The organism is Sessilibacter sp. MAH3, assembly GCF_054658275.1.
The window spans coordinates 118,332-131,031 of sequence record NZ_BAAGIE010000006.1 but is presented as its reverse complement, the minus strand read 5'-3'; the positions used below and the strand labels follow the sequence as shown (position 1 = coordinate 131,031).

Here is a 12,700-nt window from a genome sequence, read left to right as displayed (position 1 = left end):
CCTGATCACTTTTGGGTAAACGATATTGTATAAACGCACTTACGAATAGGAATATTCTCGGAGGGATGTATGCGTTTGTCAGTGGTAGTTGCGCTAATTACAACTGCGTTGAGCTGGTACAAAATCGATTTATTGTCTCCAAACCCCGTCGAACACGGCTATGCTCCGGTTATTTTTGGTATCTTGATAATTGTGTTGCTTGTCGCCCTTGTGGTGCGAGTACCGAGTTTAGGTTCTCGATCTAATGGATATTCTGGACGCTCAAGTGATTCTGAGTCGAGTTGGTCCATTGGTGGTGGAGATGGCGATGGTGGTGGCGACTAGGGCTTATTGGTAAGTGTATGAAGAGTCGCCCCCTCTGATTTAAATATTGCCAACCAGAGAGGGCGAGTTTTGTTAGTCGTCGCCGGAATCGTCGCCGCTGTCGACCATGCCGAGTTCTTTCAACTTTCGAGTTAGGGTGTTACGACCCCAGCCCAATAAATTGGCGGCGTCGCGCTTCCGACCAGCGGTGTGTTTTAAGGCGGTTTCAATCAGTGCACGTTCAAAAATAGGTACCGCTTCCGACAATATATCGCTTTGGCCGCGGGCCAAGGCTTGGTCTGCCCAGTGGCGTAAGGCCTTGTTCCAGTCGCCAGATGGTTCAACTTCGTGGGTTTGATCCATCAACTCCGGCGGCAAGTCTTGTACGTGTACTTCTCTGCCTGAGGCCATTACGGTGATCCAGCGACAGGTGTTTTCTAGCTGACGCACGTTGCCGGGCCAAGCAATGTTGCACAGATACTTCTCTGTTTCGGTAAGTAGCACTTTGGGTTCTACACCAAGTTCGGCAGCGGCTTTCTGGAAAAAATGTTTAGCCAGTTTTGGAATGTCTTCGCGACGATCAGAAAGCTTAGGTATGTGTATACGAATAACGTTAAGTCTGTGGAAAAGATCTTCGCGGAAACGATTTTCCGAGACCAGTTCTTCAAGATTTTGGTGGGTTGCGGCAATGATTCGTACATCTACCTTAACCGGTGTGTGACCGCCAACACGATAGAATTCGCCATCGGCCAATACGCGTAATAAACGTGTCTGAGTATCAGATGGCATGTCGCCGATTTCATCTAAAAATAAAGTGCCGCCGTTTGCTTGCTCAAAACGCCCTTGGCGTTGGCCGCCGGCACCGGTGAATGCGCCCTTTTCGTGGCCAAACAACTCCGATTCAATCAAGTCGCGAGGAATTGCCGCCATGTTCAAAGCAATAAATGGTTGGTGGCGGCGAGGGCTGTGCTCGTGCAGTGCCCGGGCAACCAGTTCTTTACCAGTACCTGATTCACCGTTGATAAGTACCGTGATGTTTGATTGCGACAGGCGACCAATGGCGCGAAACACTTCCTGCATAGCAGGAGCTTCACCGATGATATCGCCCTGGTTTTGAGTTTCTCGAGGTGACGCGGCTTCGTCGAAGTGCTGGGTTTGCTCTTCGGCATGAGCGAGTGCTCGGCGAGTTACCGCTAAGGCTTCATCAACATCGAATGGTTTTGGCAGATACTCAAAAGCTCCGCTTTGATAGGCTGCTACGGCGCTGTCTAGATCTGAGTGCGCCGTCATGATGATGATGGGTAGATTTGGGTGTTTGATATGGATATTTTCGAGCATGGCTAGGCCGTCGATGCCAGGCATTCTGATATCGCTCAAGATAGCGTCTGGCAGTTTACCGGCTGCAATGGCGCTCAAGGCGAGGTCACCAGATTCATAGCACGTAGTTTCGATTCCTGCTTGCTGCAAAGACTTCTCTAGCACCCAACGAATTGATTTGTCGTCGTCGATAATCCAGACGTTATTTGGTTTCTGCATGGTGCGCTTCCATTGGTAAGTAAATCGAAAATAGGGTGCGGCCCGGCTGGCTTTCACATTCTACCAAGCCGTTGTGTTGATTAATCAGTTGCTGCGATATAGCAAGTCCAAGCCCAGTGCCTTCGGGACGGCCCGAAATCATGGGATAGAAGATATCGCCGATAATTTCTGGTGGAATACCTGGGCCGTTGTCTTGAACATCAATCCGGCAAACCAGCGGATAGTTTTCTCGGCCGATGGTAAATTGCCGTTGAATTCGGGTGCGAAGGATAATTTCTGGCGCGCGAGTCTCTGACTCCGTAAGGGCTTGCAGTGCGTTACGAATGATGTTCAGCAAGGCCTGAATGAGCAGCTCGCGATCGGCCGGTAAATTGGGAATACTCGGATCGTAGTCTCGTTTTAAGTGCACTTTTCCGCGGCTTTCGGCGGAAATTAACGTTGCGACACGTTCAATGATTTCGTGCACATTTAAATCTTGGAGGTTGGGCAATTGCCGAGGGCCGAGCATTCTATCGACCAGATTTCGTAATCGATCTGCTTCATCGATGATAACGTCGGTGTACTCACTCAGTTCTTCGTTGGGCAGTTCCCGCGCAAGCAGTTGAGCAGCTCCTCTAATCCCTCCAAGAGGGTTTTTAATCTCATGAGCGAGGCCGCGAATTAAATTCTTAGTGGTTTCTTGGGCCGAAACAACGGCTTCTTCACGGCTAATTCTCAGTAAGCGATCCAGTGGTTGAATTTCAATGGTCGCCGCATGTTGATCGGTCAACGCGGTTACCGTGTAATCGATAGTAAGGTCTTGGCCGTTGTGTAAACGCCATTTAGCGCGCCTTTTGGTGTATTGGCTTTGCAGAGCAACGGCTTCTTTGAGCGCTGATAGTGCAGTTTCGGTTTCGGTAAAATAGTTTTGGATTTCTGTGCCCAATACTCGTGCACGAGAAATCTCCATCAAGGCTTCGGCGCTAGGGTTGAGATACAGGATCTTAAGTTCTGCGTCCACCACGGCTACCGCTGTGTTCAGGCTGTCTAGAAGCTGTTTGTAGTTGGTTTCGAGCGTCATGAATGGGAACTGAGTTCAATCAAATGGCAGTTTTAAAGCAAAAATAGAACCAGAAGAGTGCACGCCCTAGATGCAATATTCTCTTCTTTTCTAAGAGGTTATCAAGAGTCAGTGACTTTTAAGTCAATATAGATCTATTTTCGCCCTAATTTGCAACAGTTGGCCGAATCACGTGAATGGTGATGCTCTTTGAGGTTGCAATGACTTTCTTGTCTTGTTTAGCCTGAATTTGAATGTCGTGACTGCCGCGTAGAGGTTCCTTAATGAGAAAGCTAGGCAATTCGGCTGTGTCGGTAGCTGAGCCGTCGACCAGTAAGGTGTAGGTTATGTCGTCCTCTGTAGGAATTGGGTCTATTTCAGCGATAATCGCTACGTCGCGTTGGCCGGGCGGGATGGCCTGATCGTGGATTGGCTCATTGATCTTGAGTGCATACTTAATGGGTTTGGTTTTTTCGTCGGCTTTAAAAAAGCGTGGTGCTGTTTCGGGATTAGGTGATGGTTGAGAGTTTATCTCGGGTAGATCTAGTTTCTTGGAGTTCTCTTTGACCGGGCTGTCTGAATAGGTGACATTGCCGTTTTCATCGACGGTTTTGTAGATGTCCTGTGCAGACAGCGGTTGGGTAACAACTGCAAGAAGTGCAGTGAAGATTGCTGCGGATGTTTTTTGATGGCTCATGGTAATGGTTATCCAATAACTAACATCTCTCACCAATAGCAAATACACCAAGTTACTGTGTATTTGTATCGTTAGACTCGTAGATTAGTGTATTTGACACGCTAAGTTTGTGATCTGTTCGCGGCTTAATTTAAAAATCTTGCAAACAAAAAAGCCCCGGCGTATGCCAGGGCTTTTGAGCGTTTTCTCGAAAACTAAAGCAGTGATTACACGCTGTAGTACATAGAGAATTCGATCGGGTGAGTTGTCATGTTCAACATCTCAACTTCTTCTTTCTTAAGCGAAATGTATGCATCGATCATGTCGTCATCGAATACACCACCTGCTTTTAAGAACTCACGGTCAGCGTCAAGATTAGAAAGTGCTTCTTCTAATGAAGAGCATACGGTTGGGTATTCTGCCAACTCTTCTGGAGGAAGATCGTAAAGGTCTTTATCTGCTGAATCTCCAGGGTGAATCTTGTTGATAACACCGTCAAGACCGGCCATCAACAATGCTGCGAACGCCAAGTATGGGTTAGCGGTAGAGTCTGGGAAGCGAGTCTCGATACGACGACCTTTGGTGCTAGCAACGTAAGGAATACGAATAGAAGCAGAGCGGTTACGTGCAGAGTAAGCAAGGATCACTGGAGCTTCGTAGCCTGGAACCAAACGCTTGTAAGAGTTGGTAGAAGCGTTACAGAAAGCGTTCAATGCTTTAGCGTGCTTGATGATACCGCCGATGTAGAAAAGAGCAGTTTCAGAAAGGCCTGCGTAGGTATCGCCAGCGAATTGGTTCACGCCATCTTTAACGAAAGATTGGTGAACGTGCATGCCGCTACCGTTGTCGCCAACAAGTGGCTTAGGCATGAAGGTCGCAGTTTTGCCATAAGCAGCAGCAACGTTGTGTACGGCATACTTAAGGATTTGAACTTCGTCAGCTTTCTTGGTTAGGGTGTTGGCGCCAACGCCGATTTCACACTGACCAGCAGTACCTACTTCGTGGTGGTGAACTTCGATCACCAAGCCCATAGCTTCTGCAGCGTTACACATTGCACCACGGATGTCGTGTAGTGAATCTACTGGAGGAACTGGGAAGTAACCACCTTTAACGCCTGGACGGTGACCCATGTTACCATCGATCATTTCGCGACCAGATTCCCAAGCGGCTTCTTCAGAGCTGATTTTGTAGAAAGCGCCAGACATGTCTGCGCCCCACTTGATGTCATCAAAGATGAAGAATTCTGGTTCTGGACCAAAGAAAGCGGTGTCACCTAAACCAGTAGACTTCAAGTATTCTTCGGCGCGCATTGCAATAGAGCGTGGGTCACGGTTGTAACCTTCGCCAGTTGAAGGCTCAACGATGTTGCAGCGGATAACAACAGTTGCTTCGTCAGTGAACGGATCAAGGAAGCTAGTGCTATCGTCCGGCATCAAAATCATGTCAGACTCGTTAATGCCTTTCCAGCCGGCGATAGAAGAACCGTCGAACATTTTACCTTCGGTAAAGAAGTCGTCTTTAACTTCAAATGAAGGAATAGTTACGTGTTGTTCTTTACCTTTGGTGTCGGTGAAGCGTAGGTCAACCCACTTAACTTCGTTGTCTTTTATTAAGTTCAGAGTCTGCTCTGACATGTTTCCTCCAAAATGGCTGCGCCAGAATAGGTGTGAAGAGTTCATAGGCTGAATTAGCGCATTTAGCCCAATGCTCGTGGTTGATAAACTGCTCTTGGATGTGCACAAAATCAACCGGCTGGTTATTAGTGCATCATTATGAAGCAATCAATATGCCATAGATTTTATCAAAGCTGAACATTATTAAGATGCCGCAGCCATTGACTTGGCAGATAGAGATAGAAGTTATATCAAACAATATTATGCTTAATTTTGGTGCCGCGGCATCAATGTGGTGCGCTAGAGACTTAAGCATAGTTTCCGAGGCTGCCTATGCTACATGTCATTGGCTTCCGTTGGAATGTGTGTAAATCAATTCATTGCCTTATAATTGTCAAATTCTGATCTTTTTGCATTCGATGCGAGCGGTACATGCATTTCATAGTTAAATTATTCCCCGAAATAACCATAAAAAGCGCCCCGGTGCGCAAACGATTTACTCGCCAGTTGCAAAATAACTTGCGAACACTGATTCGTCGTCACGATGGCGGAGCACGTGTTACCCGAGATTGGGAGAAAATCGATGTCTATTGTGACTCCGACAACGAATCGCTGAATCTTGCTGTGAAGCAAATTTTAGCCTCAACACCCGGTGTTGCGTTTTTTTACGAGGTGTCTGCATTTACTTATCAAACGATGCACGATATTTACGAGCGTACCGCGGAGGTTTGGCTAGATACTTTGGCTGGCAAGACCTTCTGTGTGCGCGTAAAGCGCAGCGGTAAGCACGATTTCACCTCCATCGATGTGGAGCGATACGTCGGTGGTGGTCTGAATCAATATTCTGAAGCTGCGGGTGTGAGATTAAAAGATCCAGACATCACGGTTAATCTCGAAATTAAAAACGACACTGTGTATGTGGTGCGTGATCGAAAGTCTGGTCTTGGTGGTTTTCCTTTGGGCACGCAAGACCCTGTTTTGTCTTTGATATCCGGCGGTTTCGATTCCACCGTCGCCAGTTACCTAACGATCAAGCGCGGCCTAAAAACCCATTATTGTTTTTTCAATTTGGGTGGCCGTGATCACGAGCTAGGTTGCAAAGAGGTCGCATATTACCTTTGGAATCGTTTCGGAGCCTCGCATCGAGTTAGGTTTGTCACTGTGCCTTTTGAAGAAGTGGTTGGCGAGATTCTAGAAAACGTATCTCAGGGAAATATGGGCGTTATTCTGAAACGCATGATGTTGCGAGCAGCATCTGTTGTTGCCGAGCATCAAGGTATTGAAGCGCTTGTGACCGGAGAGAGTGTCGCGCAGGTTTCGTCTCAAACCTTGGCTAATTTGACCATGATTGATCGGGTCACAGACACCTTAGTGCTGCGTCCTTTAATTACCATGGATAAAGGCGACATTATTAATATTGCTCGTCAGATCGGCGCCGAAGGGTTTGCTGCGAGTATGCCGGAATACTGCGGAGTGATTTCTAAGCGGCCAACGACTCGTGCTCACGCCGACAAGATTAAGGCCGATGAAGAGAATTTTGACTTTGAGGTGCTGGAACGAGCAATAAACAAAGCTAAAGTTGAGTCAATTGACGAGGTTATGAATGTCAGTGATGAAGACTTGCTCGTCGATGAGTTTTCTTATTTACCGACCGATAGTGTGGTCATTGATATTCGTCATCCCGATGAGGTTGAAAAATCGCCGCTTGCGGTGGAGGCTGGGCGCAGTCTCGTGATTCCATTTTATGCGTTGGCCAAAGAGGTTGATCAGTTGCCCAAGGCTCAATATCTTCTGTATTGCGATCAGGGCGTTATGAGTCGCCTTCATGCCAGCCACTTGCTGAATTCTGGAGCCGGGAATTTCGGTGTATATCGTCCAAAATCATAAGTGTTAGGCGCGGGTCGCGGCGCTCTTTTGGCGGTGACCTCGCTTAAACAAATCGTATTTGTCGTTTTTATTTGTTTTCAGTTGTTCTTGAAGAAGGTCTTAATTTTCACTGGTTTGTGCCTGTTGGTCTAAACTTTAAACAGAGCCATTTTGTGGAAGTAGCCTTTGGAAAAGTCTGATACTCGTCATAATCACCTGCTTATTACCATACTCATCACTTTGTTGGTGTTTGCTTCGGTGGGTTTTACGACTTTGATTGTGATTGGCGGTCGGGAAAGCGCATCGGAAGGTTACGTCAATGTCACCATGACTGACGCCTATTTATCTTGCAGCCGTCGTTTGCGAGAAGAGGTAGGCGATCAGTTACAGTCCTACAGCATGGATAATCTTTCCACTCGATACGATTCCGAGAGAAAAAAACATCTCATTTTTATTAAAGCCAATTTCAATATGGATAATCGGCAAATTGAAAATGGCTACGTCAGTTGTGAAGTAGCGAGTTCTGGTCGGATTCGAGAGTTTGATATCCGGGTGGATGGCTCGAAGGGGTCAAAAACTCGCTCCGGAGGAAATGCGTTTGGCTTCGACTTTCCCTAGCTTTTTGAGTAAAGATACGATCTAGCTGCTTTTCTGGCGCTCCAGTTGCCGGTAGCTGAGCGCCTCCATGATGTGTTGATTTTCGATGTTGTCACTGTCGGCGAGGTCGGCAATGGTTCGGGCGACTTTCAGTGTTCGATGATATGCGCGAGCCGATAACTGCATTTTTTGAATAGCGTTTTCCAATCGTGTCATTTGTTCGCGCGAAAGAATGCATATGCGTTCCAGTTCTTTATTGCTGAGCTCGGCATTGGGTTTGCCTTGGCGATCAATTTGTCTTGCTCGGGCTTTCACTACACAGGCGCGGGCTTCTTTGCTGCCCATGCCAGAATCTTGCTGATGCAGTTCGCTGGGTTTTAGAGTGCTAACGGCAATCTGCAAATCAATGCGATCCAAAATTGGGCCTGAGATTTTCTGCCGATATTTCCGTACTTGATCTGGAGTGCAACGACATCTTTCACTGTGAAGATACCCACAAGGGCACGGATTCATTGCGGCAATGAGTTGGAAGTTAGCTGGATAGGTAACGCGATGATTGGCGCGAGCAATATTGATTTGGCCAGATTCAAGAGGTTCTCTCAGTACTTCAAGGACCTGGCGCGGGAACTCTGGGAACTCGTCGAGAAATAAAACGCCGAGATGAGCCAAAGAAATTTCGCCGGGCTTTGGATTTGATCCTCCACCAACCATCGCCGCCATTGATGAGCTGTTGTGTGGCGAGCGCAGTGGTGGCTGTTGCCAGAGGTGATGGTTCATTCCTGCAACCGAATACACCGCCGCGACCTTGAGAGCTTCACTACTGGTAAGCGAGGGCATTATTCCCGGTAATCTTTTCGCCAATAGGGTTTTACCCGTTCCGGGAGGACCGAAATACAGCAAGTTGTGCCTTCCGGCTGCTGCGACGAGCAAGGCTCTCTTGGCTTGATGCTGACCTTTCACCTCGGAGAGGTCCAGATGGCTTACTTCAGAGGCGTAACGTTCTGCCTTAGGTTTTGGCCATTGAATTTGCTGTTTTAATAAGGCGCATAAATTGAGGAGGTTATCTACTGCAAAGCAATTCAAGCCTTCAATTAATGCCAGTTCTTGCTCGTTTTTCTGTGATCCGTACAGTGATCGCCCAGCCTCCAGGCAGGTTATTGCGGCGGGGATAATCCCGCGAATCGGGCGTATTTCTCCTGAAAGCGCTAGCTCGCCGTAAAATTCTGCGTCTGCAATGCACTGTGCGGGCAGTTGATCTGAAGCGACTAATATGCCTAGCGCAATAGCAAGATCGTAGCGACCGCCTTCTTTGGGAAGATCTGCTGGGGCAAGATTTATGGTGACTCTTCTTGCCGGAAACTCGAAGTGGCTGTTGAGCAACGCGCTTCGTACGCGCTCTTTGGATTCTTTAACGGCCGTCTCTGGTAATCCAACGATATTCAGGCTGGGTAATCCACTCGAAAGATGAACCTCGACGGTTACCTGTGGTGCATTGACGCCATGTTGGGCGCGGGTCAGGACAACGGCCAGGGACATTTTGGCTTCACTCCATTGAGGCTATTTGTTGATAAATGAGCCCAAATTTAATGGAATTTCGCCGATCTGTCTAAATTAGATGGTGTTTTAAACTTTCGTCTGAATTTATAGAATAAGTAAGTAATATAAGCGCTCTACGAACGTTATTGATCGCTAAGACTGAAGACGTCTGTATGGATCAATAGACTTTATCGGCTTCTTTTACTTGTCTTTATCAAGTCTCGCTCAGTTCCTCCAGTAAGGACATCATTTTTTCGCTGGCGGATTCCATCAAGCTCAAATGTTCCACAACTTTTTTCTGATCGCCATTTCTGGAGGCTTCCAATGCCGCAACTCCGTGGTTGTGTATCTCTTGATGCGGAGTATGGAGTTTTTTGAAGGCGGGTTTTTGACCAACAGGCGTGTGATTTTGCTGGTCGCACCATTGACCCAATCGGCAACTGTGGTGGTTGGTAAATTCACTGATAGATTTCGACGATTCACCAGAAACGCAAGCATAGACGTCTCCCTTCCACACAATATGATCGAGTTTAACGGTCTGTATAAAAGACTTGTGTGCTGATTCGGTGATTGTGTTGGTGATCGACTTACAGTTATCAACGATCAAAGAATAGTGCTGGTTTAGGTTGGTAACCCCTGAAGAAAGCTCTTCGTTGTTGGATTTGATTTCATCAACAGAAACCACCGCAGACTTGGTCGAATTGATGATGTTTTTGACCAATTCTGAAACTTCACTCGCGGATTTATTGGTTTCGTTAGCAAGCGATCTCACCTCATCGGCCACTACACTAAAACCCCGTCCCGAATCACCGGCGCGTGCGGCCTCGATAGCTGCGTTTAAAGCGAGCAAGTTGGTTTGATCGGAAATGCTTGTGATAGTCGATACGAAATCATTGATGCTTCCCGCGGTATCTGAAAGCCCGGCAATACTGGTTGTCATGCCAGACATACGATGCCCCATTCCTTGCATTGAACGAATAATATCGTGGAGAGACGTTGAAGAAACGTCGAACAAGTTATTGATACTGGCTACCGTGGTTGTCTGCTTCTCTACGCGTTCAAAAGACTCGAGCACGGTTTGACGAATACCACTGATTTGGTAGAGCGATCTCAACAGGTTGTGAATGAGTTGATCTTTGAATAACGATTGTGGCGAGCTGCCTGAATCATCCGCTTGCGCGCTGAGAGCTTGGTTTTCCATCCGCAATGACGATAGCTCGTCTTCTAGTTCTCGGATCTTTCGGCTTAACTGCTCATTTTCGGATTGTTGTTTCGTGAGCGACGACGCTAGTACAAACATTCGTTGGCTACCTTGGCGCAAGAGAGATGAATAGTAAGCGTAGTCGTTAAAAGCTATTTATGCCTGTTTTTCGGTTTTCTAGGAGAAGAGGTGTAGATCAGTAATATCGCATTGAATCTAGGGGTGAGTTTAGATCGGAATCAGGCAGAAGGCGTTGGTCAGGCAGGACACTAAAACTGTATTTTGTTCACGTTTGAACAGATTGCGCGCTCTGTGCAGTTGCTCGCGATTATGTGATCTTCTAAAGCAGCGCCCTTTACATTGGGCGCCAAACGCATTGCCTTAACTTTGCTGGCTAGAAAGCTTTAGCTCAAGTGCTGTAACGAGCGCTTCTAATTCTTTGACTCGTGCTTCTGTTTGTTCCAGTACCTTGGTTTGAGCATCGAATTCAACTCGGCTTACTAATTTGTGTTCTTGGATGACTTTCTCAATGATGGAGTCGAATACAGGATTAGAGAGAGGATTCGGTATTTTATTAATTAGATCTTCAAATGGATTCATAAACTGAGGCCGAATGTCATCGTTAATAGGAAGTTGGCTATTATGTCATTATGCCTGCGGTTTTTAAAAACGTTCGCTACCAATGTTTTCGCAATACAGTAAGGTGTTAGCAACTCCAAGAGTCATAAGTAATTGAAGTTGAGAAGAAAATGGAAGGTGCGTTTTAACTTTTGTCCTTTGATTAAATCATGGCGGAGTTAATGAGAGCTCTTTTAGGTAAACAGTATTTGATTTAGGTAAACAGTTTTTGGGCGTATTTGCGGGCTTGGTTTTGGTGAGGTTTTTTTGGATATAGCTCAAGCTATCTAATTATTTTTCATGAGTGTTTAATTTTCTGATTTAGTTCATAAAGTATTACTGCCCTGAATTGGCTGATCAAATCATTGATTTGCATTATTTTGGTGCTTCCTATTTGCGGTTTCCCTTCAAGATATCTTTCTAAATTCTAAGAAAATTAAAGTTTTTTGAGTTTTTAGAAGAGGTTTGATCACAAAGTGACCTTTTTTGGTGATGTTTTGATTTGATGGATAGTTCCATTAATGAAAAATCTACTGGTGAAAATACCAAACTCTTTGTTTATAGTTCACACGCACTGTAAATGTACTTGTACGTGATATTTGTCGCAATTTAATGCATTTCGTTATAAGCATTACCAATATGGGCGCGCCCGCAGTGGTAAGAACATGGCGGTAAGTCTTTGTAATGCATGAAAAAAGTGCTTTTGGCATGTCAAGTGCTAAATCGGTGAGCGGGCTGATTATCTCACTTCTTTTAGAAATACTCGGTCAAAATTACAAGATCAAAGAGCACACTTTTGGAGACTCAACGAATGAAATTGGCAAAAAGTTTGATGGCTGGAGCTGTCGCTGCTGTTGTATTGGGTTCAACAACTGCCATGGCAGAAGTAAGTACCAATATCGGTTTATCAAGCGACTACGTTTGGCGTGGTGTCACTCAAACCGCAAATGGTGCTGCAATTTCTGGTGGTATCGATTACACAGACGAAAGTGGTTTCTTCGCAGGTACTTGGTTGTCAAATACCGACTTTGGCAGTAACGAAGTGGATTTGTACTTAGGTTACGCCGGTGAAGCCGGTGATTTAGGTTATAGCGTTACTTACAACTATTACCTATACCCAACTACTGATGATATTAACTTCGGTGAAGTCTTACTTGATTTTAGCTACAACATATTCAGCGCTGGCGTTGCTTACACCGTAAACAGCGAAGTTGATGAGCCTGAAAGATTTGTAGAAGGTGACGTGCACTACTACTTCGGTGCAGGTTTTGATCTAGGTAACGACTGGGGCTTGGGCCTTACTTACGGTTACTACGATTTCGACCACGACGGCGATGCTGTTTTAGATGAGCAAGGTGTAGGCAGTTACGGTTACTTCCAAGTTGACCTATCTAAGTCATACGGCGATTGGGGTGATATCACTATCTCTCTAAGCGACGCTGACGAAGAGTCTGGTGAAGAAGATCCATTAGCGTGGATTTCTTGGACCAAAACTTTCTAAGTTATTTGCCGCGCTTAGCGCGGCATTTTGACCCCTAGCGATTGCAACATTCAAAACTCTAATTTTTTAGAGAGAGATATAAGTTCGGATGTGGTGGTGCAGACTCAGGTCAACCGAACCTAACATCGATGAAATTGTTCGCGGGGCTAACAAGTTTTCGCAATGGGTGGTTGCTTCCAAATATTGCACCAACTGTCTGAGCAACAATCGAGCG

11 protein-coding genes are annotated in these 12,700 nt (G+C 46.2%); 4 read left to right on the top strand and 7 right to left on the bottom strand.

The window, feature by feature from the left end; genetic code table 11:
• Nucleotides 1-69 precede the first annotated feature (69 nt).
• On the top strand, nucleotides 70-324 hold the full coding sequence (locus ACYQ2C_RS05620) for a hypothetical protein (RefSeq protein WP_460100464.1): 255 nt from the start codon (nucleotides 70-72) through the stop codon (nucleotides 322-324).
• 72 nt (nucleotides 325-396) lie between these two features.
• On the opposite strand, the gene glnG is transcribed toward ACYQ2C_RS05620, so the two are convergent.
• From glnG to glnA, 4 genes are all read right to left on the bottom strand, one after another.
• Nucleotides 397-1,839, bottom strand: coding sequence for a nitrogen regulation protein NR(I) (gene glnG / locus ACYQ2C_RS05615; RefSeq protein ID WP_460047244.1), 1,443 nt, complete (start codon nucleotides 1,837-1,839; stop codon nucleotides 397-399).
• A complete protein-coding gene (glnL, locus tag ACYQ2C_RS05610; RefSeq protein ID WP_460047245.1) occupies nucleotides 1,823-2,899 on the bottom strand; it encodes a nitrogen regulation protein NR(II) in 1,077 nt (358 codons plus the stop codon). Before glnL ends, glnG begins: the two co-directional genes overlap by 17 nt.
• A 145-nt stretch (nucleotides 2,900-3,044) precedes the next feature.
• The gene (locus ACYQ2C_RS05605) at nucleotides 3,045-3,575 is read right to left on the bottom strand and encodes a DUF4124 domain-containing protein (protein ID WP_460100469.1); all 531 of its coding nucleotides are present in this window, start codon (nucleotides 3,573-3,575) and stop codon (nucleotides 3,045-3,047) included.
• Between the two features lie 206 nt (nucleotides 3,576-3,781).
• Nucleotides 3,782-5,188 carry a glutamate--ammonia ligase gene (glnA, locus tag ACYQ2C_RS05600; RefSeq protein WP_460047247.1) on the bottom strand — a complete coding sequence of 469 codons (1,407 nt, stop codon included), beginning with the start codon at nucleotides 5,186-5,188 and terminating at the stop codon, nucleotides 3,782-3,784.
• A gap of 411 nt (nucleotides 5,189-5,599) precedes the next feature.
• Between glnA and thiI the strand changes: the two genes are divergently transcribed.
• On the top strand, nucleotides 5,600-7,054 hold the full coding sequence (thiI, locus tag ACYQ2C_RS05595; RefSeq protein ID WP_460100473.1) for a tRNA uracil 4-sulfurtransferase ThiI: 1,455 nt from the start codon (nucleotides 5,600-5,602) through the stop codon (nucleotides 7,052-7,054).
• Between the two features lie 165 nt (nucleotides 7,055-7,219).
• Nucleotides 7,220-7,651 (top strand): hypothetical protein, encoded by a 432-nt coding sequence (locus ACYQ2C_RS05590; protein WP_460100476.1) that lies wholly within the window; start codon nucleotides 7,220-7,222, stop codon nucleotides 7,649-7,651.
• Nucleotides 7,652-7,672: 21 nt separating this feature from the next.
• On the opposite strand, the gene ACYQ2C_RS05585 is transcribed toward ACYQ2C_RS05590, so the two are convergent.
• The 3 genes from ACYQ2C_RS05585 to ACYQ2C_RS05575 form a co-directional block, all read right to left on the bottom strand.
• A complete protein-coding gene (locus ACYQ2C_RS05585; protein ID WP_460100479.1) occupies nucleotides 7,673-9,166 on the bottom strand; it encodes a YifB family Mg chelatase-like AAA ATPase in 1,494 nt (497 codons plus the stop codon).
• Nucleotides 9,167-9,380: 214 nt separating this feature from the next.
• The gene (locus tag ACYQ2C_RS05580) at nucleotides 9,381-10,466 is read right to left on the bottom strand and encodes a methyl-accepting chemotaxis protein (protein ID WP_460100481.1); all 1,086 of its coding nucleotides are present in this window, start codon (nucleotides 10,464-10,466) and stop codon (nucleotides 9,381-9,383) included.
• A gap of 282 nt (nucleotides 10,467-10,748) precedes the next feature.
• On the bottom strand, nucleotides 10,749-10,967 hold the full coding sequence (locus ACYQ2C_RS05575) for an accessory factor UbiK family protein (protein WP_460047252.1): 219 nt from the start codon (nucleotides 10,965-10,967) through the stop codon (nucleotides 10,749-10,751).
• A gap of 829 nt (nucleotides 10,968-11,796) precedes the next feature.
• Between ACYQ2C_RS05575 and ACYQ2C_RS05570 the strand changes: the two genes are divergently transcribed.
• Nucleotides 11,797-12,486 (top strand): TorF family putative porin, encoded by a 690-nt coding sequence (locus tag ACYQ2C_RS05570; RefSeq protein WP_460047253.1) that lies wholly within the window; start codon nucleotides 11,797-11,799, stop codon nucleotides 12,484-12,486.
• The last annotated feature ends 214 nt before the right edge of the window (nucleotides 12,487-12,700 follow it).

Excerpts from the sequence above, each read along its gene's own strand:
- ACYQ2C_RS05620 (WP_460100464.1), top strand. The coding sequence starts at position 70 with ATGCGTTTGTCAGTGGTAGTTGCGCTAATTACAACTGCGTTGAGCTGG.
- glnG (WP_460047244.1), bottom strand. The coding sequence starts at position 1,839 with ATGCAGAAACCAAATAACGTCTGGATTATCGACGACGACAAATCAATT.
- glnL (WP_460047245.1), bottom strand. The coding sequence starts at position 2,899 with ATGACGCTCGAAACCAACTACAAACAGCTTCTAGACAGCCTGAACACA.
- ACYQ2C_RS05605 (WP_460100469.1), bottom strand. The coding sequence starts at position 3,575 with ATGAGCCATCAAAAAACATCCGCAGCAATCTTCACTGCACTTCTTGCA.
- glnA (WP_460047247.1), bottom strand. The coding sequence starts at position 5,188 with ATGTCAGAGCAGACTCTGAACTTAATAAAAGACAACGAAGTTAAGTGG.
- thiI (WP_460100473.1), top strand. The coding sequence starts at position 5,600 with ATGCATTTCATAGTTAAATTATTCCCCGAAATAACCATAAAAAGCGCC.
- ACYQ2C_RS05585 (WP_460100479.1), bottom strand. The coding sequence starts at position 9,166 with ATGTCCCTGGCCGTTGTCCTGACCCGCGCCCAACATGGCGTCAATGCA.
- ACYQ2C_RS05580 (WP_460100481.1), bottom strand. The coding sequence starts at position 10,466 with ATGTTTGTACTAGCGTCGTCGCTCACGAAACAACAATCCGAAAATGAG.
- ACYQ2C_RS05575 (WP_460047252.1), bottom strand. The coding sequence starts at position 10,967 with ATGAATCCATTTGAAGATCTAATTAATAAAATACCGAATCCTCTCTCT.
- ACYQ2C_RS05570 (WP_460047253.1), top strand. The coding sequence starts at position 11,797 with ATGAAATTGGCAAAAAGTTTGATGGCTGGAGCTGTCGCTGCTGTTGTA.